Source organism: Pelagicoccus sp. SDUM812003 (assembly GCF_031127815.1).
Lineage (GTDB): Bacteria > Verrucomicrobiota > Verrucomicrobiia > Opitutales > Opitutaceae > Pelagicoccus.
Map to the genome: position 1 here is coordinate 155,611 of NZ_JARXHY010000012.1, position 25,319 is coordinate 180,929.

Here is a 25,319-nt window from a genome sequence, read left to right on the forward strand (position 1 = left end):
ACTATTCGTAGCGACAGCGCCGCGTGGACCGAGGTCAGGAGCGGTAGCTTTGCATCAGGTCGATGATCGTCTCCCGCAGTTCGAAGAGCTCCTTGCGGGCTTCGGAGGTCCACTTGAATTGGTCGGCGCTCACGGTAGTGCATGCCTCGAGGGTGGCGATGGTGAGGTGCAGCAAATGCAGCGCGCGCTTGAGGGTGGCGATGATGAAACCATCCTCGGCGGGCACGCCTTCGGAAACGGGTTCCAAGGCGGCGATGAGCTTGCTCACTGTCATTTGAGCGTGCCAGATCAGCTGATTCCAGGGATTGACGGTGTCTTCGGTGATCAGACCTCGGTTTTCCGCCTCGTAATAAAGCTGCGAAGTCAGCTCGACCATGCGGCTGATCACCGGATGATTGGGGATCGCTTCGTCAGGTTCGTTTTCAGGATCGTCGTCATCCCAATCATCGAACATTTCTTCGGTGACCTCCATGGACTCGATGTCCCAGCCCATGGCTTGCGCGATGAGGTTTTCGCAATCGGGATCGTCCTCGTACTTTTCGAAGAGCTCGAGCAGCATGTCGCTGCGAGCGTCGGTCTTCTGCAGGTAGGCTTCCCATTGAAACTCGTTCATCTCGCCCTCCGGGTCCGATATCTCGGATTCGACCTTGGGATCCAGCACACGCGAGACTTCCTCCATGAACTTGAACATGGCCTGCTTGTTGGCTTCGACCTGCTGGCGCTCGTCGTCCGCCGAGAGGGACCATTTCGGCAGTCCGATCTTCCAAGAGAAATCCACCGACTCGACCAGCACCCGTCCGTTCGCCTCGCTGAACCATTCGAGATACAGGCAATTCGCCCATGTGAACGCTGGGCCATCGTCGGTGGATTCGGATTCCTCATCCTCGGGATCGACCAGCACCTTGACCTTCTTCGATGCGGTTATATCGCCCACCGTGCCGTCCTGAAAGAGGTCGAAGCCGGTGTAGTCACCTTCGATCGGACTCGGGTTCTTGAATTCCAGCCGGGCGCCCGCAATGTCGCGGTAGCAGTTGCCGCGCAGGTTCAGCTCGATGGGTTGATTGAGACCCTTCAGCCAGATGGTGCCGACTACTCTTCCGGGCACTATGTTTTGAATGAGTCCGCGAACGACGTACTTATCTATGCGCCAAGCCATGTTTCGGCGGAGAGTTTTTCAGTGCCGAGGGAGGCTTGTCAATCCCAGCGGCGCAAGGAGATAAAACCTCTGCCCGGCGCTGCCCCTCTCGGTCGTCTGTTTTGTATCTTGCTGATGCTAGGCGGCATACGGATATTCCAATAGGCCCTCGGCGCGAGCAAGTCTTGACGCGCCGCCGCCGTCTAGGCAAAGCAGGACCGAGTACCTGCCCATGTCTAACTACTTGAACGTTCTCGCTTTGATCGCTCCCGTCTTCCTCCTGCTGGCCATCGGGATGGGGTTGCGATGGAAAGGAATTCTCCAGCCGGAAGCCGAGAAGGGGATCGTGAACCTGGTGGTCAAGGCGCTCTATCCCTGTCTCATCGTGAAGTCCATGCTGGAGGCGGACTCCTTTCGGCGGCAGCCAGACGTGCTGCTGGCCCCGGTCGCTGGGTTTGCCACCATCGTGTGCGGTTTTCTGCTGGCGAAACTCGCTGCTCGGGCCATCGGCATGCAGACCGGAAAAGGCCTGCGAACCTTCGCTTTCTCGGTGGGAATCTTCAACTACGGCTACCTGCCGATTCCGCTGGTGGAAAGCCTCTATGGTCCCAATGAGCTGGCAGTTCTCTTCATGCACAACGTGGGCATCGAGTTCGCCATATGGACCATCGGGGTCGCTTTGCTCGCAGGCGGTTCGGCTAAGGACGGAATAAAGAAGATCTTCAATCCCATGGTGGTGGCCCTGGTGATCGGCGCCACGGTCAACTTCTCCGGGTTCGCAAGCGACCTTCCGGACATTGTTATGACCACGCTGCGCCTTCTGGGCGGCTGCGCCATCCCGCTTGGCCTGTTGGCGATTGGGGCCAATCTCTACGAGTACCTCGATACCAAGGAACCGCTCTGGAATACGCGGGACGTGCTTGGGGGAATCGTGCTCAGGCTAGGGCTGCTGCCGCTTATCGGCATCGCAATCGCCTGGTTCGCTCCGCTTTCCATCGAGCTGAAGCGAATCCTTGTCATCCAAGCCGCCATGCCTGCGGGAATCATGCCGATCGTGTTGGCGAAGCACTACGGAGGCCAACCCATCGTGGCGGTGCGTATCGTGTTCGCCACTACGATTGTTGGCTTTGCCACCATGCCGCTTTGGATACACTTTGGCTCGCTAGTCCTGGAGCGCTGATCAGGTGGGAGAAACGAAGGTCGCAGCGATTCAGCTCGGCACGCCGAGCAGGGATTCGATCAGCTCCAGGAGCTTTCGGATGGAAAACGGCTTGTCGACGTAGGCGTCGATCTTCAGGCCCTTGCATTCCTCCGCTTCTTGCTGGGGAAGTCCGGACATCATGATAACCTTGATATCTGGATACAGCTCGCGAACCCGTTTGACCACCGCGAATCCATTCGCTTTCGGCATGATCGAGTCGGTGAGCAGCAGGTCGATCTTCCCTTCGTTCTTTTCCGCGAGTTCGATCGCCTTGGCTCCATCTTCGCCGATGAGAAGGTTGTATCCGCTTTGTCCCAGGCCGAGCTCCAAGATTTCGCGGACCTGATCCTGATCTTCCGCCACGAGGATGGTTGGAAACTCGTCGCCGTCGGATACTTGAGCGCTTGGCATCCGAGCCTGGTGGTCAGTGTTCTCCTCCTGAGGAATTTCTTCGTGCACCTGCGGAAAGTAGAAGGAAAACTCGGTGCCTCGTCCGACCTCGCTATCCACCATGAGGTGACCGCCATTGCTTTGTATGATGCCGTAGACGATAGACAGCCCCAGCCCCGTTCCGGCTCCTTTCTTGGTGGTGAAGAACGGCTCGAAGATCTTCTCCAAGGTCTCCCGCGCGATGCCTTGGCCATTGTCGCGTACTGAAACCTTGGCATAGCGACCCTCCTTGGGCTGGCCAGTGATGCAGATCTCGTTGCCCGTGAGCTCGACTTCGCTTGTATTCAAAGTAACGATACCCTCGTTCGAATTGATGGCTTCCTGCCCGTTCACCACGAGGTTCATGATAACCTGTTCGATCTGCGAAGGATCGACGCGAACGTTGCAAAGCTGGGGTTCGAGCTGAGAGGTGAACTGAATATCCTTTTTCAGGATACGGGAAAGCATTGGCGTAAGGTTGCCTACGATGTCGTTGAGGTTCGCCACGACAGGCTTGTCGCTTTTCCCTCGGCTGAAGGATAGCAGGCGACTGGTGAGTTTGCTGGCGCGATCGGTTATCTTCAGTATCTCGTGGGCGTAGACGTGATCCTTCTTGGTCAAGTCGCGCGAATTGCAAAGCAGTTCGCTGAAGCCGCGCAAACCGGCCAGAAGGTTGTTGAAATCGTGAGCGATTCCTCCGGCGAGACGGCCGACCGCCTCCATGCGCTGGGCGTGTCGAAGCTGCTCTTCCAGGGCCCGTTTTTCGGATACGTCGCGCAAGGTGACGAAAAGGGCCATCGCTTCGCCGATCGGCGTGCGATTGACCGAGAGCTCGACTGGACGGCGATCTCCTGAGCTGGTGACGATGACTCCGCTTTCGCGAATGGACCGATCATCCTGCTCGACCAGCGTATTGAGATTCTCGATATCGAGAAAGGTGCTGTCGACGCTGACCTCGTCGAGCTTTCGTCCCACGAGGCGCTTGCTGTCGAGCAAGGACACCGCCGCTTCGTTGGCCTCGATGATGACGCCGTCCTTCGGCGAAAGCAGGAGCAGGGCGTCGTTTGAGTTGTCGAAAAGGGAGCGAAACTTGATCTCGTTTCGGAGGATGGCGTTCTGCGTCTTCTTGGTTTCAGTGATATCCGTCTGGAATAGGATGAAGCGAGTGATCTGCCCGTTTTCGTCCACCAGTGGATTTCCGTCGACCCGCACCCAGTACGGAGCTCCATTTTTCTTGTACTGAACCAGCTCCGCGTGAAAGGCCTTGCCGCGGCGCATGCGGTCTCGCACGTAGTCGGTGGCGCTCTGATCGGTTGCTGGCCCTTCCAGCAGAGTGTAGGGGATTTTTCCGAACACCTCGTCGAGCTCGTATCCGCTCACTTCCGTGAAGGCGTGGTTGCACCAGCTGATGCAGTCATGCGAATCGGTGACCAGGATGGAAAGCTGGGCCTTCTGTGCGAGGTAGGAAAAGAGCTTCAGGTCGTCGATGACGTTGGTCGCTTCGGTTTCGTCGCGATGCATGCCGACCACCAGCTCTCTGCTCCGTTCTCCGCTCTCCGCAGTGCGGCGTCTGGCGATGGTGGATAGGTAGCGGATGGATCCGCTGAGCGAACGAACCCGGTAGATCAGATTCACGCTCGATATCTTGCCGGAGAGAAGCTGTTCGAAACTGTCGCGAAACCGCGCCTTGTCCTCGTCCTCGATGCGGGCGATCCAATCCTCGAGGCTGACGCTCTCGGCGACGCCGTCGGTCCGGGAGTTCGCGACAGAGGAGAGCACCAAAAAGCAGCGTTGATCGACATCCATGGACCACAGCTCTATGCCCGAATCGACGATTTGGGCCGGGCCCGATTTGGTGCCGTGCGTGTGCTGGTGAATCGGTTCGAAATAGCAGAGGGCCACAGGGCGGGCGTTTTTCTGCTCCTGCTTTTCGAACGTTACGCAGTAGGGCCGCTTGCTGATCCCGTTGGTCAGTTGGAGCCGCAGGTAGGCTTCGGATTCGTTGGACTGCTTGAAGAGCGATGAAAGAATCGACTTGAAGCGTCGCCGCTGCGCCTTGTCGAGGTGCTTGCAATCGTCGATGGAGCAACGCTTCCGAGTGGGAAGACCGAGCAGGGACGCGGCGAAGGCGTCGCTGTCTAGGACGAGAAGCGAGTCGTCCACCAGGGCGCACGAGGCGCCTTCTTCGGGGAGCTTGTCCAATGCGCTTATTTCGAGCTCCAGCTGCTCCAGCATGGCAGAGGAATCCTCTGGACTCGCAGTGCTCGCTGATACGTTTTTCGCCATTGAAGAGTAAGGTTTTTAGGAGGAAGGTGATAGCCAGCCGGATCCCGAGCTCGGGTTAGAGTCGAGCTGGTGAGAAGGTAGCCAGACTCGACTTCGTAACAAGGCGTTCCTACAGTTTTATGAGTATTTCATCCGCCTGTGGAATATTCCCCTATACCTTTGTTTCCGAGTTGTACTAGGGTGTGCGCCCATATGAGGCGTGATGACAGCGGAGAATCTGCGGGTGAACTACTTTCGAAACTAGTTGCCATCGAGAGCGTGAATCCAGTCTACGGGGGATCGGGAGAAGATGCCGTCGCCAGCTTCGTGCAAGGCTGGCTAGAGGAGCGCGGTATCCAGTTTTCAACACATGAGCTAGTCCCTGGGAGACGAAACGTAGTGGCTCGTATTGGTCCTTTGGATGCTCCCGCTTTGCTGCTTGAAGCGCATATGGACACGGTCGGAGTCGCTGGCTGGGCCAATGGGTCTCCTTTCGAACTGCAGGAACGAAGCGGTAGACTCTATGGCAGGGGGGCGTGCGATACCAAAGCCAGCCTGAGCTGCTTCATGCTGACCCTTGACTACTTCCATCGAAATCCTGGCGAGCTGTCAGGCGCCCTGGTGTTCGCCGCGTCGGTCGACGAAGAAAGCGAGCAGATCGGAGCGTACCAGCTGGCGGAACTGAAACGGGACCTCAACATCGACCGGGCCATCACGGGAGAGCCTACCAGAAGCGACGTGGTTTCCCGGCACAAGGGAGTGGGCAGGTATCGCATCGAGCTAGGCGGCAAGGCGGCCCATGGATCGACGCCCCATCTCGGCGAGAACGCGATTCTCAAAGCCGCCAAGGTCTGCGCGGAGCTGGGCGATCTGGCGGATCGGCTCCGAGCAGGTCCTGGTGAGATGGAGATCGATCTGGGCAGCCTCAACATCGGAGCAATCGAAGGGGGCATCGGGTTCAACGTAGTGCCCGATCGTTGCGTCATCGATCTGGATCGACGCTACGGGATTCGGGAAACGCCAGCCGATGGGCGGAGCCAATTCGAGGCGATCTGTTCGCGCTGGCAGGGCGCCAGGCTGGAGTCGCTCATCGAGCGTCCGGCCCTCACGGGCGAGAATTCCAAGGCCTTCGTGCAGTCCATGCTGAGGGCGGGCCGCGCCTCCGGCGTCGCGATCGAAGAAAGGGAGGTCGCCTACATGACCAACGCGGTGGCTTACGAGGAGGCCGGCATGCAATCCCTCGTTTTCGGACCTGGGGATATCGCTCAAGCCCACAAGAACGACGAGTTTATCGAAGTCGGAGAGATGGAGCGCTGTCTGAAAATCCTCCGAACGCTGCTTCGGGCTGAATGCTGAGAATCCCCGCATTTTGTGAGTCCATCTGACGTTCCTGAGTGAAACACCCCAGCTGAAGGGCAAGCTTTCTCAGTGAATTCTTCAATCGCGAGCTAAATGCCCCGTCGACCAAGGACGATAGAAGAGGGAGGTTAACACGTTCCTAGCTTCTCAAAGAAATGGTTATCGGTTTCATCGCCCTCGCAATCGCAGCAATCGCCATCGTCTACATGGTCTTGCATAGCTCCAACTCCCCGAAAACGTCTATCGTGGATGTGGTTGGCTATATCGACGGCAGGACGGTGGAGGTAATACACGAAAAGAGGAAGGAAAGGGTGATCCTGGCTGGTATCGGATTTCCTCCCGGCGACCAGCGCTCCGAAAAGGACTGCGCCGAGGTGGTGGAGGATGTGGTGGTCGGACGCCGGCTCTACATGGAAGTCCATCGTGAGGTCGAAGGTTGCCGCTACGTATCGCTCAAGTCCTCCAACGGAGACTGCTTGAACGCCATGATGCTCAGCAAGGGCCTCGCTCGCTACGAATCGACGGGCATCGGCTACATCGCCCCGCTGGTGGAGGCCGAAAGCAAGGCCAAGACGGCTGGAGTAGGCGTCTGGGATAAGAATCGCGAGTTGTTCAAGCACCTATCCGACGTCACCGACGACGATCACTACACGGATAGTTCGGTGGACGAATTCGCATCGGATCGCGACTAGGGAGCGAACCCTTCCCTCGCCGGTCCATCCCGCTCGAGCGAGGGCCAAGCTCTCGCCTGCGGCGAAACCAAACTCCGACCTGCCCCACGCGAACGCGGACAGGCGCGGTTCCGCCCGGTTTCATCGTGCCAGGTTTTTCCACTCATCAGCGGAGCGATCGAACCCGCGCCGAACAGGGGCCCTGTTGGATCCGTTGTCAGGCAGGTGGCGCAAACCACAAGCGGAGCGATCAGTGGCTACTTGCGGTCTGCGAAGTCTGGCGAACCGTCAGGACTCGACGCAAAAAAGCGCCACCCGTCTTGAGAGGATGACGCTGCTTGAAAGTCGGGTCCGCTTCGACTAGAAGGAAGAGCGACGTCCGATGCGTAGCGGCCCGCGGCCTGCCTTCTTCTTTTCGAAATCCGGCTTGCCCCAGCTGCTGGGATCCTTGGGCTGCCCGTCTGGGCCCTTGCCTTCGGCGCCTTGCGGCGTGGAAGCGGGAGCTGACGGGGAAGGTGCGCCTTGCTCGATTCCGTTGGATGGAGGCGGAGCGCTGGGCTTCGGATTGTGGGCCGCAGAGTTCACCTCTATCGGATCGAGCGCGGAGGAATCCGGCTTCGGCAAGGCGTTTTCCATGTTTCCGTTCTGGATGGTTTTTTCCATCTGCTGGAGGTACGCCTCCATCTTTCGGAGCTCGGCTTGCTTGCTCTGCAGGTCCTGCACGTCCTCCTGGAAGTTTTGGCGGGCTTGCTCGAACTGTCGAATCTCGTCCTTCAGAGAAGCCTGATCCACCTTGAGCTTCAATTGCTCCTCCTTGATCTGGTTCTGAAGCTCACGCAGCGAGACCTCCGCATCGCGACGCTCCACCTGCAGCTCGCGCTGATTCTTGGTATGCGTCTCCTGAGCCATGCGCTTCTCGATCTCGAACTGGTCGATCTTCTCGCTTAGCTTGTGCTTTTCGATCTCCAGCAAGCGCCTTTCCTCCTCCAGAGCTTCGCGCTCCGGCTGGCTGAGGTTTTGGGGCTCCCGAGCTTCCTCGAGCTCTCGCTCGCGTTGCTGGATGAGAAAGTCCTTCTGCGAAATCTGCTCCTGGGCGTCCTGAAGCCGATCGTTCAGCTCGCGCACCCGCGCTTCGAGCTCCGCGACCGCGGAGTCGCCTGCCTGAGCGGCTTCCAGCTCGCGCTCCAGATCCTTGATGCGAGCCGCCTGCTCGAGGCGCTTCTCGTTCATCTTGGTCCGCTCGACCTCGAATTCCTGATTGAGCTGGTACAAGGCGGCCGGGTTGGCGTCGAGGTTGTCCTTTACCTCCTTCTGCGCCTCTTCCAGCTCGATCTTTTGCGCTTCCAGCTCGGCGATTTGCGTTTCGAGATCCACCTTTTGCTGGGCGATCTTGGATGAAAGGTCCTTGATGCGCTTTTCGCGCTCGTCGAGCTCGGCCGCTCGTTCCGCGATCTCGCTATCGGTGCTATGGTGACCGTTCTCGTTTTTGAGCTCCTCGATCATCCGCTTGGATTTTTCGAGGTTCGAGATAGCGAAGGAAAGCTCGCCGCTGATGCGATCGCGTTCCTTCAGCGCTTCATCCAGCTTGAGCCGCATCTGGGCCACTTCAGCGGAGCTCTCGATGCTGCCGCCACGGGCTCTCCCGCCGCCGATGGTGGACTCGAGCATTCTTTCCACCTCGAGAATATCCTGCCAGGTCACTTCGTTTTCCGGTTCTTCGGTGGTCGGAGCTCGGAAAAAGGAGTGCGTGGTCTCGATGACTTTCTGCAGGTCGTTGGGGTTGTGCACCACCTCGTTCACGCCTGCCCGGATGCAGCTGATGACTGTCTCCAGATTCTCTTCGTCGGAGAGGTAGAGGACCGGGAGGCTGGGCTGCGCCTCCTTGAGGGTGGAAACGAGGCCGAGGTCGGGCTGGTTTTCGGGCAGAACTCCGTCGGTTATGGCGAGATCGAAACGCTGGTGCCTAGCCGCTTCCACCGCTTCGCCAGCGGTGGCGTGCGTGCAAATCTGATAGCCCGAACCCGCCAGCAGGAAGGACAGGGCCTTCGCCTTCTGCCGATCCCCGCGAACGATTAGAATCTTCTTATTCAAAACTGGTCCTGTGGTTAGAGTTTAAGTGTAGGAAAGGTGTAGAATCACTCTTCCAACCTATTCGGTTCCACCCGCTGATCCTGAAGAGCTTAACGAGCTTTTTACCCGCTTTTGATTCAGTAGAAACCACCCTCGAGCATTACATATTCTTACATACGGAAAGCACTAGTATAATAAATGCTTATCCGAAGGGCGGCTCCGTTGCTCTTTTATTAATTTCATTTACGCTTTTCTGTGATGAAAACAAGAAGCTCTAATACCCCTCTCACTGATAATCAGCCGCTTATCAAGTGGGTTGAGAAGATGGCGGACCTGTGCAAGCCGGACGCCATCCACTGGTGCGACGGCTCTCAAGAGGAGTACGACGCGCTATGCGAGCAAATGGTTCTCAAAGGCACTTTCGTTAGGCTGAACGAGGAAAAGCGCCCCAATAGCTATTGGTGCCGATCCGACCCCTCGGACGTTGCCCGCGTGGAAGATCGAACCTTCATCTGCAGCCTCAGCGAGGATGCGGCAGGTCCGATGAACAACTGGCGCGAACCTGTCGAAATGAAGAAGCAGCTCAAGGCTCTCTTCCATGGCTGCATGCGTGGGCGTACCCTCTATGTCGTGCCGTTCAGCATGGGGCCGATCGGTTCTCCCATCTCCCACATCGGCATTCAGATCACGGATTCGCCCTATGTCGTGGTGAACATGAAAATCATGACCCGCATGGGAAAGGACGTTTTGGACAATCTTGGCGACAAGCGCGTTGTGCCCTGCATGCACTCGGTGGGCATGCCGCTCGCTCCTGGGCAGGAGGACGTGCCATGGCCCTGCGAACCAGATCCTCAAAAGAAGTACATCGTGCATTTCCCGGAAGAGCGTGCCATCTGGTCTTACGGAAGTGGATACGGAGGCAACGCCTTGCTGGGCAAGAAGTGTTTCGCCCTGCGCATCGCATCATGCATGGCCCGAGATCAGGGGTGGATGGCGGAGCACATGCTCATCCTGGGGGTAGAGGACCCGAATGGCGAGAAGACCTATGTCGCCGCCGCTTTCCCTAGCGCTTGCGGAAAAACGAACTTCGCGATGCTGATCCCGCCAAAGTCCTTCAAAGGATGGAAGATCTGGACCGTGGGGGACGACATCGCCTGGATCAAGCCGGACGAGTTCGGCCGGCTCCGAGCCATCAATCCGGAAGCGGGATTCTTCGGCGTCGCCCCGGGAACCTCCTACAAGACCAATCCGAACGCCATGGAGTCGATCAAGGAAAACGCGATCTTCACCAATGTGGCGCTCACCGACGATGGCGACGTCTGGTGGGAAGGCATGGATGGCGAGCCGCCGGCCCACTGCATCGATTGGCAAGGAAACGACTGGACGCCCGCCAGCGATCGGCCCGCAGCCCACCCGAACGCGCGCTTCACCGCTCCGGCAGCCCAGTGTCCGACGATCGATCCCGCATGGAACGACCCCAACGGGGTGGAGATCAGGGCCATCATCTTCGGTGGCCGTCGCATGACGACTATACCCCTGGTTTTCCAGGCCTTCAATTGGTCGGACGGCGTATACATCGGAGCAACCATGGGATCCGAGATGACGGCTGCCGCCTTTGGAAGCGTGGGCAAGGTCCGGCGAGATCCGATGGCCATGCTGCCGTTCGCTGGCTACCATATGGGCGACTACTTCCGTCACTGGATCAAGATGCAGCGCCGCATCCGCGAAACGCCTCGCATCTTCCATGTCAATTGGTTCCGCAAGGATGAACAAGGAAACTTCATCTGGCCGGGATTCGGCGAAAACATGCGCATCCTGAAGTGGGTCGTCGAGCGCGCCAGAGGACATGGCAACGCTCGGGAAACACCCATCGGATGGGTTCCGCACTACGCGGACATTGACTGGGAGGGCCTGGACTTCCCAAAGGAAAAATGGGATCAGATCATGACGGTGGATCGTGACGCCTGGAAGAGCGAGGTCATCATGCACGACGAGCTCTTCCTCAAGCTGCATGATCACTTGCCGAAGGAACTGATCTTCGAGCGGGAGCTTCTCATCTGCCGCCTCTTTTAGGAAGGAAACGCCACCGCCTTGTCCGAGCCGCCACCGGAATCGCCCTCGTTGCTCGGACAAGCAAAAGCCCTGTCACCAGAAAACGGTGACAGGGCTTTCGATGTGAAACCCAATTCGGAAACCGTATTCGATTTCGTCAGCTACGAGCGCGACGCCGTGGCTTCGTAGAATTCCTTGAAGACTTCCATGCGTTGGCGTTCGCGATTCTCCTCTTCGATCTCTTCGAGCGTGTGCTGACGCTCCTTGCCGGCCATGACTTTGCGCATGCGCGAGAGAGCGATGTTCTGCAGCTGGCGAACGCGTTCGCGAGTGATTCCGAAAAGCTGCCCGACTTCTTCCAGGGTCATGGGCGTTTCGCCATTGAGTCCGAATCGAAGCTTGATGATTTCCGCTTCGCGCTCGTCGAGATTGGAAATCATCTCCTGCAGGTCCATGCGTAGCGACTTTTCGTGGAGATTTTCGTACGGCGTAGGGGAATTGTCGTCGCCCACGATTTCGCCAAATTCCGTGCCTTCGCCATCGTCGCCCACCGGAGCGTTTAGCGACGCCGGACGCACGCTGACCGATTTCAGATGGGAAACCTTGTTGACGGGCAATTCCAGCACTTCTGCCAGCTCCTGATCGGTAGGCTCACGACCGAGCTCTTCGGTCAGCATCATGGCGGTCTTGCGCATGCGCGAGATCTTGTCCACCAGATGGACCGGGAGGCGGATGGTTTTGCTCTGGTTGGCCAAAGCTCGTTTGATCGACTGCTTGATCCACCACGCTGCGTAGGTGCTCAGCTTGCCGCCTTTTTCCGGATCGAAACGCTCGACCGCCTTGATGAGTCCAATGTTGCCTTCGCTGATCAGATCGAGCACCGGAAGGCCGAAATCCTTGTAGTCGTGGGCGATCTTCACCACCAGGCGAAGGTTCGACTTGATCATGAGGTCCCGCGACTCCTTGTCGCCGTTTCGGATACGCCGCGCTAGGGATATCTCCTGAGACGGGGTAAGGAGCGGAATGCGACCGATCTCCTGTAGGTAGATTTTGATGCTGTTTCGCTCGAGATGCTCGACTGGAGCGGGTTTCTCGGACGGCTCGGTAAAGGATGGAGGGGTAGTTACGGACTGCGCCGATTCTGATCTAACGTGTTTGCTTTCAGCACTCTGCGAGTTGGAAGGATCGACGTTCAATCGCTCGGTAAACGCTTTTTTAGGCATAGATATGGGTCTCCGACGTAGGTTGCTAGGTTTTCAAAACAAGCGGCGAATCTAGAGGGCTTCCGGGAGATCTATCAGAAAATCCAGCGATGATTTAGAGTAGAAATTGGAACTGGACTAGGCGCTTGAGACTATGAGGTAACTAAAGGTCTTATCGGACTTCCTGTTGAGCTTAAAAAAGCGGTAGGGTACTACACCCACTAGCTTTTAAACCGCATTTACAAAAACTCCGCTAAAACTAACGTCTTTTTACATAAGACAACCTAGTGTTAGCGGACAGTTTACACAAAAGCGAGAAATCTCTCCCAAAACTAGGAGAAAAGGTAAGTTTTTTGGTCCTAAAACTATCGCATTCCCCTATGTTTAAAAAACGGGTAAGTCCCGATTGCTAATAAATGTAAAACGACAGGGCGTTCGCGGTCGCTGAAGGAAAATAGCCTCAGGAGACTGGAGAATCCTGAGAAAGGGCTTCGGTCAAGCAGGTTGGCTCGAGCGAAATTGGAGGCTGCGACGCCAAGCAAACGCGCTTCAAAGCGTCGGTGAGCCGCTTGCGGCTACGCTTTGCCGCCACGCCGATGTCGAATCGCCTCGATAGACCCTGAAATTCCTCGTCCGTCGAGGCTCGCCTTGAGGCGGACGCAGAGTCTAGGCCTTGAAGTCCGAAGCCAGCCCGACCGCTTTGAAGAGGGCGGAGGCTTTGAAGATGGTTTCCTGATACTCGCTCTCGGGCACCGAGTCGGCCACGATGCCAGCGCCTGCCTGGATGATCACTTTTCCGTCCTTTATCATAGCGGTGCGCAGCGTGATGCACGAGTCGAGATTGCCGTTGTAGCTGAAGTAGCCAAGGGCGCCGGAGTAGAACTCCCGCTGATCCGGTTCGTTTTCAGCGATGATTTGCATGGCCCTGATCTTCGGAGCTCCGCTGACCGTGCCGGCCGGGAACGTTGCTCGCATGAGATCGAAGGCGCTTTTATCGCTAGCGAGGGTGCCTTCCACCTGCGACACGATGTGCATGACGTGGGAGTAGCGCTCCACAATCATATAGTCGGGCACTTCCACTGAACCAAATTTGCAAACGCGGCCGATGTCGTTTCGGGCCAGGTCGACCAGCATGAGGTGCTCCGCCTTCTCCTTCTCGTCGGCAAGCAGCTCCTTCTCCAGCTCCAAGTCCTGCTCGACCGACTTGCCGCGATGGCGAGTGCCAGCGATGGGGCGAATCTCCACCTTGTCGCCTGTCAATCGTACGTGCACCTCGGGTGACGCTCCCACAATAGCGAAGTCGTCCGTTTCCAGAAGGAACATGTAGGGAGACGGATTAACCGTCCGCAATGCGCGGTACAGATCGAGGCCGGAGTTTTGAAAGTCCTTTTCGAAACGCTGGCTCAGCACCACTTGGATGATGTCTCCGGAACGGATGTACTCCTTTGTCCGCTCGACCATATCCTCGAAGTCGCTCTTAACGAAATTGCCCGACGGCACCTGAATTTCGCCTGGCGGGTTCAACGGGGCGGCGTTCAGCGAGCAGCGCCCTTCGAGCTTGCTCTTCAAATAGCTCAACTCTTCGAGAGCGGAGTCGTAAGCTTCAGCCGGAGAGGACTTGCCTTCCAACCGAGCGTTCACTAGCAGGCGCATGGTCTGCTTGGCGCGATCGAAGATCACCATCGAATCGGCCAGCATGTAGTAGGCGAGCGGAGAGCCGTGGCAATTGTTCGCGGCCAAAGGGACCACCGGTTCGATCCGCGAGATGTATTCATAAGAAAGATACCCAACCGCGCCTCCGGTGAAAGGGGCCAAGTCCGGCATCTCCACGGGTTGGTGCTTGGCGATTTCCTCCTCGATCAGAGTCAGGGGATCCTGAGGCGTTTCGATTTCGATCGGAGCTCTTCCCGCTTCCTCTATGATGGTGCGGTCCTGGTAGCTTTTGAAAATCTTTCGAGGGCGACAGGCGATGAAGGTGTAGCGCGACAGCCTCTCGCCCCCTTCGATCGATTCCAGAAGAAACGCTGGCCCATCGGTCTTCAGTTTGCCGTAGGCAGTGACCGGCGTCTCCAGATCCGCCATCAGGTCGGCGAAAACCGGTATGACATTTCCTTGCTGAGCAAGCCTTTCGAAGGTTTCTAGATCGATGTTCGGGTGTAGTTGATGAGCCATAGCGCCTGGGGGCTTACAAGATGGGCGAGAGGCTAGCCCTAAAGCGCTCTCTGTCTACGAAATTGTGCGCGCTCGCTGGCGGTGAAACCCTCGCCTGTTTTCCGCTTTGACAAGGCGTGGACGACGACTTTTAAACGCAGCTCTATTCGACGCCCTGTTGCGTCGGTTCTCACGCGGCAGTAGCTCAGCTGGATAGAGCAACGGATTTCTAATCCGTGGGTCGGGGGTTCAAGTCCCTCCTGCCGTGCCAGGCCAAGCCGAGAAGGAGAGCGGCGGAGAGCAAAGGCACTCGCTTGTTGCAATGATATGCAAGACATCGTTTTGCTTGAAGTTGCATTGATTTGCATCTTATAACCCAAAACTGACCCCGTAACCCTTTCGTACCCCATGACGCACCTGCCTCGATTTTCGACCTTTCTCGCCGCTTTCGTTTTCGTATGCTCATTTGCCTGCCGACTGGACGCTTCGGGCTCGTTCTACACCGATGCGTTTCCCGACGACCAGGCCATCACCTTGAGCGCGGACCGGTTTCCCGTGGTCGGCGACGGCCACGCCGACGACACCGAAGCGCTGCAAATGGCGATCAACGCGGTGCAGGAGCGATCGGAATACGGGATTCTGCTGGTTCCGCCCGGACGCTACCGAATCACCGATACCGTCTACGTTTGGAAAGGCATCCGCCTCATCGGCTACGGCGAAGAGCGGCCTGAGATCTATCTCGGAAAAAATACGCCTGGCTTCCAGGGCGGCAGCTCGCGCTACCTGATACACTTCGCCAGCAATCGCCCGAGAGAAGGTCAGGCGATTCGCGACGCAAATCCGGGCACCTTCTACAGCGCCTTGAGCAACCTGAATATCGTCATCGATGACGGAAACCCAGCAGCGGTCGGAGTACGCTCGCATTTCGCTCAGCATAGCTTTCTCGCCCATATCGACTTTCACACCGGCTCCGGGAAAGCAGGGGTGGAGAAAGTGGGAAACATAATCGAGAACTGCCGTTTCCTAGGCGGCGACTACGGCATCCTCACGACGAAGCCGTCTCCGAGTTGGCCGTTCGTGATGGTCGATTCGCAGTTCAAGGGACAACGCAAGGCATCGATCCGCACGGAGGAAGCAGGACTGACCCTGCTGCGTATACAGTTTTCCGATACGCCCACTGCCATCTTGGTAAACCCCGACCGGGCCGAAGAGCTCTTTCTAAAGGATTCAACCTTCACGGACATCTCCGGACCGGCTCTCGTCATCAGCGACGAGTTCAACGCTCGACCCCAGTTCAACCTTGAAAACGTGGTCGCCAAAAACACGCCGGTCCTCGCTACGTTTCGAAAGAGCGGCGAAAGCGTGCGCAGCGAGGAGGAAATCTATCGGATTTCATCGTTCACACATGGCCTGCAAATCGCCGATCTGGCCAGCGAGCCGGTTCTGAAGACCACTTTCGAAATTGAGGCGCTCGAGGAAATGCCCGCAGCGGTGTCGTCCGACATCCCCCCGCTGCCGCCGCAGTCGAGCTGGGCGAACGTCAAGGATTTCGGGGCCGAAGGCGACGGTGAAACAGATGACACCGTAGCGATTCGATCCGCTATCGAAGCGAGCAGGGCGGTCTACTTTCCGACGGGCCGGTATCGAGTGACGGACACCATCGACCTTCTCGAGAAAAGCGTTTTGGTCGGACTGAGCCCCATCACCACGCAGATCCTTATCGACGACTACACGCCGGCTTTCATGGGACTGGCCGAAGAGCCAACCGCCGATCTCCAACGCATCGAGCGCTTGGGGCTGGATCCAGATGACCCAGCTGTCTTGAGGCGATTCACGCCTGCAGCTCCCCCTGTTTCGGGAAGTCCGGTGCCGCTATTGCTCGCCCCTCGCGGCGGCGAAACCGTGATCACTGGCATCGGCTTGAACACCGGCGGAGCCAATCCTAGCGCCGTCGCTCTAAAATGGATGGCCGGAGAGAACTCCATGGTGAACGACGTGCGCTTTCTCGGGGGCCACGGAACCTACCGGGCCGATGGATCGCCGGTGCCCGTCTACAACGAAAATCGAACGGGCGATGGCGACTACCGACGCCGATGGGACTCTCAATACGCAAGTCTGTGGGTCACAAACGGTGGAGGCGGAACCTTCAAGAACATCTGGTCGCCCAGTCCGTACGCCCAGGCCGGTATCTACGTTTCGGATACGAAAACCGAAGGTCGCGTGTACCAACTCTCTTTGGAGCACCATGTACGTTCAGAGATGAAACTCAGGAATGTCGAAAACTGGAGATTCTATGCAGTGCAGTTCGAGGAGGAAAGCGGGGAGGGGCCCGATGCGCTTCCGATCGAAATCGAAAACTGCCGAAATCTGCTTTTCGCCAACACCTATCTGTACCGAGTCGATCGCATGACCACGCCTTATCCGCATGGGATTCGCGTGCGCGGATCGGACGACCTGACCTTCAAGGGGATTCACGTCTACAGTCCCACCAAATTCTCCTTCGACGCCACGCTCTACGACCAATCGAGAGATGTGGAAATTCGCTCGCGTGAGATCGCTAGGCTGAACCTTTCATCGCAGCCGCTGCCAGCGGAAAGAAACCAGAGAAAAAGCCCGGTTCGACCGAAGGAGAGTAGCGTTCGAGAATTGGCCAAGGGATTCGACTTCATCGATGGCAGCGCTACGGACAGTCAAGGCAATCTCTACTTCGTGGATGCGCGCCTGCATCGAATCTATCGATGGGAGGCTGGAGACGAAACCTTGTCGCTGGTGCGCGACACCCCATTTGAACCAATTGCGCTGGAAGTCGATACGCAAGACAACCTGATCGTCCTCGCAAAGAACCAGCGTGTCTTCGCGTTTTCGCCGACCGATGTATCCGAAGAGTTGCTACCTCTGAAAAGAGAAACGGCAAAGGAGCGGGCGTCCGGCATCGCCATTCACCCCGGGCACCGCTGGCGGGATTCGCACGATCTTCTCGAGGTGTCCACTGCTCCGTCACGCTATCACTTTATCTGTCCTGACGGCGAAACCTATCTCACTGGACTAGATGCGTTGCGATCGCGCGGATGCTACTCGCTGCGAAAGGCGCGGCCAAACGTCCATTTCTATCTGGCCGACGAGTTTGGGCAAAAGACTTGGCGGTATTCGGTATCCAATGACGGAAACTTGCATTCGCCCTCTCTCTTCGCGGAGGAGGGGGAACTTGATCTCGCGGTCGACGAAAACGGAAACGTCTATATCGCCGCTGGACAGATTCACGTCTATGACCGCAATGGACGGAAGATCGACACCATAGAGGTTCCTCAACGACCCGCCTCGATCTCCTTCGGGGGAGAGTCCTTCAAGACGCTCTATATCTGCGCTCGAAGCGCGCTCTACAGCATCGAGCTCGAGGTGGCAGGACAGCGGCTTTAGCAAGTTGCGATGCCACGCTTGTCCTCGGTCAAAGCGACTGCGAGGTGCCGAGCCAGTGGGTCAGCATTCGTTTGAGCTTCGAGAAGCTCACTGGCTTGGATAGGTAGTCGCTCATGCCCACCTCGACGCAGCGTTCGCGGTCCTCTGGTGTGGCGTGAGCGGTCATGGCGACGATCGGAACGTCCTTGTTGGGCGTATTCGAAGCGCGTATCCGCTTGCTGGTTTCGAAGCCATCCAGCTTCGGCATGCTGATATCGAGCAAAATGAAGTCGTAGCTTTCCTTTTCGATCATCTCTAGGGCTTCCAATCCATTGCTGGCGACGTCGACACGGTGGCCTAGGTCGTTTAGCAAGGCGCTCATCAACTCGCGGTTCACCAGCTCGTCTTCCACCAGTAGGATATCCGCAGCGTTGTTCTGCGCTTCGAGCGCCTCTTCGGATCCGTCCGATTTCACATCTTCGAAAGGCGATAGGACCGGCTGGACTGGGATCAAAACGTGAAAACGGCTACCCATTCCCTCTTTGCTCTCGCATTCGATGGTCCCGTTCATGGCGTTCACGATCTTTTGCGATATGGCGAGTCCCAATCCCATGCCGCCGTACTCGCGCGTCCAGCTCCCGTCGATCTGCGAAAACGGTTTGAAGAGCATCTTCTGGTTTTCCGCGGAAATCCCGATTCCGGTGTCCTCCACTGTGAGTCTTAGGATGTATCCATCGCTTCGCGACGTCAGGCGCGTGCGGACACGCACGAAGCCTTTGTCGGTGAACTTGACCGCGTTGTTCACCAGATTGAGCATCACCTGTCTCAGGCGTCCTTCGTCCAAGAGCAACAGAACATCCTCGAACCCGTCTTCGCTAGAATCCATGTAGGTCAGCTCGACGTCTTTGGCCGCGGCCTGCGGCTCGAGCAGAAATACCACATTCTGGCAGACTTCCTGATAGGAAACGCGATCCTCTGATAGCTTGAGCTTTCCGCGTTCGATGCGGCTGAAATCGAGGATTTCGTCGATCAGCCTCAGGAGTTGTTCCGCGGATTGACGGATCAAGCCGAGCTCCTTTTGGCTCAAATCGTCTTTTGATTCCCGTTGAAGCTTCTCCACGTAACCAATGATCGGATTCAGCGGAGTTCTCAGTTCATGCGAAGTGGTCGCGAGAAACTCGCTCTTCGCAACCGAAGCCGCCTTGGCCGCTTCCATAGCGGCTTCCAGTTCCTCGTTGCGCTTCTTCAAGTCTACAGTGCGCTTTTCCACCTTTCGCTCGAGTTCCGCATTCATGTCTCGGAGAGATGCGTCGCGCTTGCTGATCTTTTCCAACATGAGATTGAAGCTGTCGACCAACTTGCCGATTTCATCGTTGTAGCGCTTGCGCGCCCGTCGCTCGAGCGTGTCTTCGTTGGTTACGTCGGAAGTCACCTCGACGAGCTCCTGTATCGGTTCGGTTATCAGCTTTATCAGTCGGGCCGCGAGAAGGAGCGTGATGCCCACGCCTGCGCTCAGTAGGAGCAGCGCCATCCAGATGCTTCGGTTTACGAATCGAGTGTAGGAATCGGTCCCCATCTCGATCAGCAGCTTCCCGAGGAACTGGCCGTCTTCGCTATGGATGTCGCTGGCGAAGTGGAGACGCTTGCCCATCCATTTTTCGCCATCGAAATCTGGATACTCCGAAGGGGCGCTGCCTTGCGTGCGAGAGTACGAGGAAAAGACATTTCCCTGTTCATCATACAGTACGACCGCTTCGAGATCGGCTTCAGCCTTCAGCGAGTCGACGTATTCCTTGGCCGTAGCAGGATCCTGATACAGAAGCGCCGCCTCCGTATTGCTCTCCAGAATCTCGCTCAACGCTCGCAGCATGCTGACCTTTCGCTCCAGGAAGGAGTCCCACTCGCGGTAGAGCGAGATCGAAAGCAATCCGGTCAAGGTGACGAGGCTGGAGATGGCGCAAATCCCCAGGAGCTTATTTCTCAGGGAGAGGTTGCGGAAACGCGACTGGAAAGCTGCTTTCATTTTGCTCATCGTATTTCAAGAGCGACGTCCAGTAGCTTGGACCTGAAGTCGACTCCGTGCTCTCGCGCGTTTTCGATGTGAATCATAAACCGGATGGTGTTCCTGCGGGTCACAAACTCGATGCATCCCCCCGCGCTGAGAAAGCCCTCCTCCTCGCCGATGGTCAGGATGTCGTGCTCCCGGCACGTCTTCATGAGCCGGCTCCAGCTCGATTTGTGCCCCTTGGCAACGTAAAGCACATCGATCGCTGAGAGGTCGTCTCCAGGATCTATGGTGACGATTTGCACAACGTCGCTGCGACCAGGCTGCTTGATGGCGCCCGCAGCGAGTCGACGCTCGATCTCTTTCGAGCCAACGACTCCGATCACGATGCCGTCCGCGGCCTGATCAGCGGTCCAGTTCACGTATTGGAGAAAACCGCTGATGTAGTTCGCCTTCACCTCGTCGATCTGCATCAACTGCCCGCTCGCTGGCGTGATGAGGCACGCGCAAGCGACGAAGGCGCTCGCCAAAACCGATAGCAATCTGGAGGGCAGGTGGCTCATCTCGACGGGGCTAGAACTCGACTTTCACCTCCAAATACACTTCTCGCTTCATTTCGGTCCAGTGCCCGAAAAAGTCCTTCAGCCGGGCTTCCTGGGTGTAGGGATCCAACAGGTTGCGACCGACGAGGGAGAGCCGGACATGGTCGGACTTCATCCACGTTAGGCGGGTGTCGAGCTGGAAGATCGAAGGCTGATACCCTTTCGGGAAATCGTAGCCGCTCGAGTAGCGGAGGCCTGTATCCATTCTCCAATGACTGTTGAACGTCGACTCGAGGTTCAATGTCGCGAGGTGGCCGGGCGTGCTGTTGTCGAATTCCGAGAGCGAGAAGTCGATCGAAGACTGCACGAAGGGATCATCGGTCTCCACGATCGATTCGAAGGAATCCACCAGGCGCGAATAGGAAAAGGACGTTCGCAGCCAGTCGCTGACCTTCCAGTCGCCAAAAACTTCGAACCCGTAGGCGTCTCCCTTCAGCAGGTTCGTGTAGCTGCCTTGAACGTCGAGGTAAGGATATTCGACCCCGAGGACCGGCGTGGCGCTGATTCCGATCCGAGCGAAAATTTCGTCGTAGGAATAGGAAAACGCGTTGAAGGACAGGCTTCCTTTCTCGTCGTCGAACACTTTGCGGTAGCCGATTTCGAGGGCATCCAATCGCTCCGTGTCGAGTTCTTCATTGGAGCGGGCGTCGGTTAGATTGCGATCAATGATGATTGGACCTCCCGGAGTTGGGATCGACAAGGGTTCGTCCACGATCTTTCCGCTGCGAAGGCTATCGATCACGCTGAGCGAAACCGGGGTGGTGCGCTGGGCTTGCGAGAAGGAGAGCCAGACCCGGCTCGACCGGTCGAGGTCGTAGATGATGCGGGCGTTTGGCGATATCGTATCGAGCTTGGACTTGTCCTCGTACCGGGCGTCCAAGCCCCAGGAGAGCAGGAGCTGGTCCGGCGCCAGCTCCCACTCGTGCTGGAAACCGGAATAAAGGGCGAAATTGTGCAGCAGATCGCTAGTGAAATCCGAGGCTTTGGTGGAGTCGGTGTATTCCTCGTCGTAGGCACCGCCAAGATTTACGTTCAACACCTGCGTATCCGACAGAGGAATACGCGCTCGTCCCTCGACGCCACCCGTCGCGATGCCGAAAGCGGCATACGGCGCTTCCATGTCGGAGTAGGCGACCCAGCTGCGCACGGAGTAGGCGCTGTCGTTGGAGTTGTTTCGCGTCCACTTCACCTGGGCGTTCGCCCCTTTGAAGGTCTCGCTATCGGCCATGAACTCGAGCGCTCCTGTGTCGAAGTTCGCCAGATTGTAGGCGTATCCAAGGTCGGAATAGAAGACTTCGCCGGACACGCTGATCAGGTCGCGCGAGCTCGGGCGCTTGTCGTAGCGAAAGCCCGCGCGTGCCGTATCCCACTCGTTTCCGTAGTCGAAGCGAGTGAAACTGGAGTCGCGCATGTCGCCCTTCACGAAAACGCGAGCGGAGCTGGATTCGTCGATCGCCCATCCCACGCGCCCCGCCACGCCCCGGCTTTCGGTGCCCAGCTTCGTTTCCAGTATGGTTCCTTCGGTTTCAAAAGCGGTCTTCATGAGCACGTTGACCATGCCGTTGACCGCGTTGTTGTCCCAGGTGCCGCCGCCTGGCCCGTAGGCGACCTCCACCGAGGCGACGTCTTCCATGAGCATGTCGTGCTGGCTGCCGAACAGGCCCGCGAAGATCGTGCTGTAGACGTTCTGCTCGTCCACAGTGAACTGCACACGATTGAAGAACCTCGAGTTTATGCCGCGGATGCCGAGGCCCCAGATGCCGTTGCTTGGACGGACGATATGGGTTCCCGGGGCGTAGCGCAGCATTTCCGGGAGCGAGTCGACGGGCAGGTTCTCGATTGCATCTTGGTCGAACACGAACGAACCGGTCGGAGCGTTGAAAAGCTGCGAGGGCAGTTTGGATGAGACGACGGCAGGCACCTTCCCAAGCTCCTCCAACGAAAGCTCGGAAAGCGAAGGCTCTTCGCCCTCCCTGAACTGAGCTAGAGCATTGGAGAGAAGGAAGAAGGGGGACAAGAGTGCAGCCAGAATTAGGCGCCCGTAACACGACCTAATCTTTCTGACTATGAATTCCATATTTTTGAGAGGTAACACGGCGAGTATCCCTAGGCGCTTCCTCCGCGCAAGTAATTATATTACCGGAACTTGGATACAGGAGCCTCCCTCGCTGACAATCGCCGGATTTACTAGCCGCTCGCTAGGGGCGGCCTCTTAGAGTGGATCCTCTTCGCAGTCGCCTGAGACTGCTTCAAGCCGCTCATTTGGCTGGGCGACCTGCGGGACAAAGTTGGCCGCCAGCAGGATAACTCGACAAGGCCGATCCTCTGCTTCGGAAAACGCGGCATCGCATGCGAAGCCAGACAGGAACGGCCGGGAGGCAGCGATCTCGCTTAGAACTGCGAGCGAACGTCTAACAGCATTGCCTCTTGCAAGGTGGAGGGTGGGCGGTACAACCGGTGCCGAATTATCGCCCAGCGCCTCCCTCGGGAACTGGCGAGAAACCCTCATACCGGAAAGCGAACTATGTCCGAAAAGCCTCTCATCAAGCACCTGTACACCGCCGATCCATCGGCGCACGTATTTGAAGGCAAGCTATACATCTACCCGTCTCACGACCGCGAAACGGATCAGCCGACCAACGACAACGGCGATCAGTACGACATGGTGGACTATCATGTGTTCTCCATGGAGTCCATCGACGGGGAGGTCACGGACCACGGCGTCGCCCTCGACATGAAGGACGTACCTTGGGTTAAACAGCAGATGTGGGCGCCGGACGCCGCTGCTAAGAACGGCAAGTACTACCTTTACTTTCCGGCTCGCGGAAAGGACGACATCTTCCGCATCGGCGTGGCGGTGGGAAATCGACCGGAAGGACCGTTCACCCCTCAGCCCGAACCGATGAAAGGCAGCTTCAGCATCGACCCGGCCGTGTTCGTCGACGATGACAACGAGGCCTACATCTACTTTGGCGGCATCTGGGGCGGACAGTTGCAAAACTGGGAAGGCGACTCCTTCGACCCCGACGGCAAGGAGCCGGAAGGGGATGCTCCTGCCTTGCTGCCGCGCGTGGCCAAGTTGACCGATGACATGCTTGAGTTCGCCGAAACGCCTCGTCGCATCGAGATCTTGGACGAAAATGGCGATCTGCTGAAGGGGGGCGACCACGACCGCCGCTTTTTCGAAGCAGCTTGGCTGCACAAGTACAACGGCAAATACTACTTTTCGTACTCCACTGGCGACACCCACTATCTCTGCTATGCGATGGGGGACTCGCCCTATGGCCCCTTCACCTATGGAGGCCGCATTCTGGAGCCAGTGCTGGGCTGGACGACTCACCACTCCATCGTCGAGTTCAAGGGCAAGTGGTACCTCTTTCACCACGATTGCGAACTCTCGGATGGCGTGAACCATCTCCGCAACGTCAAGGTGAAGGAGATCTTCTACGACGACGATGGGAAGATCCTGCCCGCTAAATGATGACCCGCGATTTCGAACAGTAGTTTCTAGTTGCAACAAGGGGCGGCTCGTGCGAGTCGCCCCTTTTCGTATACCTGAATCGTGGGTGGAGCGGGAACTCCGGGCCCGCTCTCTTTGAGTCCCCACTCACCAGCCGAGCCACTGGCTCAGCGTCCGCGAAATATCCTCTGCCATGGCCCTGTGCTGAGGCGAGATGGGATGAGCGTCGCGCTTCGTGCCCGGGTAAGTCGTATCGAAAAAATGGTGACTCGCATAGTCGGAGCCATCCGCCGATACCGTGGCGATGGTCTCCTCGATATAGCTGTTCAACGCCTCTTTCTTTGGATCGCCGTCCCCGAACCAAGGGCTGGATATCAAGAGGATCCTGGCATTCGGATGCACCTCATGAATGCGCCTCACGAACGCCACGTATGCCGAAACGAAATGCTCGCGCTCCGGAATCCCTTGGCTGAAATCATTCGTGCCGAGGCAGACGGTCACCAAGTCGGGCGAGAAGCGGTCATGATTCCACTGGAGCGACTCGTTGTCTGGCAATACGCGCTCGAAGAGTTGCGGTCCGGTAGCGGGCTCGCTGAGACCTTGCCAATCGCGAATCAAACCGCGCCCGCCGTAGCTCACCAGATGCGCTTCGGCGTTGAAACGCTTCGCGAGCCGCCATCCGTAGGATTTTTCCGCATTCCACGCCACCGGGCCATTCTCCACGTAGCCGTAAAGATCAGCCTTTTCCCCGCATGTGATGGAATCGCCAATACAAATCAGCTTGCGAGAAGGAGTCGGCGGCGCCGGCAGCAGTTTCCCGCTTTCAGAAAGGGTCACGCTATCGAATCGCGCAACGCCTATCCAGGATTCCGAGCGACGCACGAGGCGCAGCTCGTGTTCCGCCTTGGCATCGAGTCCGCTGGCGATTTCCACATCGAAGCTGCCCGATGGCAGATCCAGGCGAGGAAGGGACTCGCCATCGAGCGTCACGTTGAAGTGGGCGCTCTGGCCAAGCGTCGCTCCCGACAAGGCAATGCTCGATCCGGTAAACCGAATCACCGTTTCGATGCCCGGAAACCCCATAACGGCCGAACCGTCCTCGGTCGCTACGCGGCCGCTATAGCGGATTTCTGGAGACGCGGCCGGAAAGGAGTTTATCTCGGAAACGTCTTGCGATTGGGCGTATGAAAGCAGCATGGCCATAAACACGAGGGAAAGAAAACGGTTCATGAGGTAAAGTCTCCTTCAGCCACGGCGAAACGCAATGCGCCAAAATGACGTTTTTCCGCATCCCATCTTAGATTTCGAAGATCTGACCGGC

General features: G+C 57.5%; 15 protein-coding genes and 1 tRNA gene. 7 read left to right on the forward strand and 9 right to left on the reverse strand.

Annotated features, from left to right (window positions below):
• Positions 1-34: 34 nt before the first annotated feature.
• Positions 35-1,156, reverse strand: coding sequence for a hypothetical protein (locus tag QEH54_RS16295; protein ID WP_309019770.1), 1,122 nt, complete (start codon positions 1,154-1,156; stop codon positions 35-37).
• Between the two features lie 211 nt (positions 1,157-1,367).
• Here QEH54_RS16295 and QEH54_RS16300 point away from each other — a divergent pair, with 211 nt between their 5' ends.
• Complete coding sequence (locus tag QEH54_RS16300; protein ID WP_309019771.1) at positions 1,368-2,315, forward strand: AEC family transporter; 948 nt, start codon at positions 1,368-1,370, stop codon at positions 2,313-2,315.
• Between the two features lie 30 nt (positions 2,316-2,345).
• On the opposite strand, the gene QEH54_RS16305 is transcribed toward QEH54_RS16300, so the two are convergent.
• A complete protein-coding gene (locus QEH54_RS16305; RefSeq protein ID WP_309019772.1) occupies positions 2,346-5,051 on the reverse strand; it encodes a PAS domain S-box protein in 2,706 nt (901 codons plus the stop codon).
• 258 nt (positions 5,052-5,309) lie between these two features.
• Between QEH54_RS16305 and QEH54_RS16310 the strand changes: the two genes are divergently transcribed.
• Together QEH54_RS16310 and QEH54_RS16315 are read left to right on the forward strand one after the other, a co-directional pair.
• Positions 5,310-6,386 (forward strand): M20/M25/M40 family metallo-hydrolase, encoded by a 1,077-nt coding sequence (locus QEH54_RS16310; RefSeq protein ID WP_309019773.1) that lies wholly within the window; start codon positions 5,310-5,312, stop codon positions 6,384-6,386.
• A 158-nt stretch (positions 6,387-6,544) separates the two neighbouring features.
• Entirely contained in the window at positions 6,545-7,081 is a 537-nt protein-coding gene (locus QEH54_RS16315; protein ID WP_309019774.1) for a hypothetical protein, read from the forward strand.
• A 339-nt stretch (positions 7,082-7,420) separates the two neighbouring features.
• On the opposite strand, the gene QEH54_RS16320 is transcribed toward QEH54_RS16315, so the two are convergent.
• Entirely contained in the window at positions 7,421-9,151 is a 1,731-nt protein-coding gene (locus tag QEH54_RS16320) for a response regulator (RefSeq protein WP_309019775.1), read from the reverse strand.
• Positions 9,152-9,388: 237 nt separating this feature from the next.
• Here QEH54_RS16320 and QEH54_RS16325 point away from each other — a divergent pair, with 237 nt between their 5' ends.
• A complete protein-coding gene (locus tag QEH54_RS16325; protein WP_309019776.1) occupies positions 9,389-11,203 on the forward strand; it encodes a phosphoenolpyruvate carboxykinase (GTP) in 1,815 nt (604 codons plus the stop codon).
• Between the two features lie 140 nt (positions 11,204-11,343).
• Here QEH54_RS16325 and QEH54_RS16330 read toward each other — a convergent pair whose 3' ends face one another.
• Both QEH54_RS16330 and trpE read right to left on the reverse strand, forming a co-directional pair.
• Complete coding sequence (locus tag QEH54_RS16330; protein WP_309019777.1) at positions 11,344-12,405, reverse strand: sigma-70 family RNA polymerase sigma factor; 1,062 nt, start codon at positions 12,403-12,405, stop codon at positions 11,344-11,346.
• 645 nt (positions 12,406-13,050) lie between these two features.
• Positions 13,051-14,556 (reverse strand): anthranilate synthase component I, encoded by a 1,506-nt coding sequence (gene trpE / locus QEH54_RS16335; protein WP_309019778.1) that lies wholly within the window; start codon positions 14,554-14,556, stop codon positions 13,051-13,053.
• Between the two features lie 173 nt (positions 14,557-14,729).
• Here trpE and QEH54_RS16340 point away from each other — a divergent pair.
• A tRNA-Arg gene (locus QEH54_RS16340) sits at positions 14,730-14,806 on the forward strand.
• Between the two features lie 137 nt (positions 14,807-14,943).
• Positions 14,944-17,952: a glycosyl hydrolase family 28-related protein gene (locus tag QEH54_RS16345; protein WP_309019779.1), complete on the forward strand. Its 3,009-nt coding sequence runs from the start codon at positions 14,944-14,946 to the stop codon at positions 17,950-17,952.
• Between the two features lie 28 nt (positions 17,953-17,980).
• Here the strand turns inward: QEH54_RS16345 and QEH54_RS16350 are convergent, their stop codons facing one another.
• The 3 genes from QEH54_RS16350 to QEH54_RS16360 are packed head-to-tail and all read right to left on the reverse strand — an operon-like array spanning position 17,981 to position 22,555.
• Positions 17,981-19,954, reverse strand: coding sequence for a response regulator (locus QEH54_RS16350; protein ID WP_309019780.1), 1,974 nt, complete (start codon positions 19,952-19,954; stop codon positions 17,981-17,983).
• 5 nt (positions 19,955-19,959) lie between these two features.
• Positions 19,960-20,499 (reverse strand): YfiR family protein, encoded by a 540-nt coding sequence (locus tag QEH54_RS16355; RefSeq protein ID WP_309019781.1) that lies wholly within the window; start codon positions 20,497-20,499, stop codon positions 19,960-19,962.
• Positions 20,500-20,509: 10 nt separating this feature from the next.
• Positions 20,510-22,555 (reverse strand): TonB-dependent receptor plug domain-containing protein, encoded by a 2,046-nt coding sequence (locus tag QEH54_RS16360; RefSeq protein WP_309019782.1) that lies wholly within the window; start codon positions 22,553-22,555, stop codon positions 20,510-20,512.
• A 507-nt stretch (positions 22,556-23,062) separates the two neighbouring features.
• Between QEH54_RS16360 and QEH54_RS16365 the strand changes: the two genes are divergently transcribed.
• Positions 23,063-24,019 carry a glycoside hydrolase family 43 protein gene (locus QEH54_RS16365; RefSeq protein ID WP_309019783.1) on the forward strand — a complete coding sequence of 319 codons (957 nt, stop codon included), beginning with the start codon at positions 23,063-23,065 and terminating at the stop codon, positions 24,017-24,019.
• Positions 24,020-24,145: 126 nt separating this feature from the next.
• Here QEH54_RS16365 and QEH54_RS16370 read toward each other — a convergent pair whose 3' ends face one another.
• Entirely contained in the window at positions 24,146-25,228 is a 1,083-nt protein-coding gene (locus QEH54_RS16370; RefSeq protein WP_309019784.1) for a GDSL-type esterase/lipase family protein, read from the reverse strand.
• Positions 25,229-25,319 lie beyond the last annotated feature (91 nt).

Excerpts from the sequence above, each read along its gene's own strand:
- QEH54_RS16370 (WP_309019784.1), bottom strand. The coding sequence starts at position 25,228 with ATGAACCGTTTTCTTTCCCTCGTGTTTATGGCCATGCTGCTTTCATAC.
- trpE (WP_309019778.1), bottom strand. The coding sequence starts at position 14,556 with ATGGCTCATCAACTACACCCGAACATCGATCTAGAAACCTTCGAAAGG.
- QEH54_RS16295 (WP_309019770.1), bottom strand. The coding sequence starts at position 1,156 with ATGGCTTGGCGCATAGATAAGTACGTCGTTCGCGGACTCATTCAAAAC.
- QEH54_RS16300 (WP_309019771.1), top strand. The coding sequence starts at position 1,368 with ATGTCTAACTACTTGAACGTTCTCGCTTTGATCGCTCCCGTCTTCCTC.
- QEH54_RS16315 (WP_309019774.1), top strand. The coding sequence starts at position 6,545 with ATGGTTATCGGTTTCATCGCCCTCGCAATCGCAGCAATCGCCATCGTC.
- QEH54_RS16355 (WP_309019781.1), bottom strand. The coding sequence starts at position 20,499 with ATGAGCCACCTGCCCTCCAGATTGCTATCGGTTTTGGCGAGCGCCTTC.
- QEH54_RS16325 (WP_309019776.1), top strand. The coding sequence starts at position 9,389 with ATGAAAACAAGAAGCTCTAATACCCCTCTCACTGATAATCAGCCGCTT.
- QEH54_RS16305 (WP_309019772.1), bottom strand. The coding sequence starts at position 5,051 with ATGGCGAAAAACGTATCAGCGAGCACTGCGAGTCCAGAGGATTCCTCT.
- QEH54_RS16330 (WP_309019777.1), bottom strand. The coding sequence starts at position 12,405 with ATGCCTAAAAAAGCGTTTACCGAGCGATTGAACGTCGATCCTTCCAAC.
- QEH54_RS16365 (WP_309019783.1), top strand. The coding sequence starts at position 23,063 with ATGTCCGAAAAGCCTCTCATCAAGCACCTGTACACCGCCGATCCATCG.
- QEH54_RS16345 (WP_309019779.1), top strand. The coding sequence starts at position 14,944 with ATGACGCACCTGCCTCGATTTTCGACCTTTCTCGCCGCTTTCGTTTTC.
- QEH54_RS16350 (WP_309019780.1), bottom strand. The coding sequence starts at position 19,954 with ATGAAAGCAGCTTTCCAGTCGCGTTTCCGCAACCTCTCCCTGAGAAAT.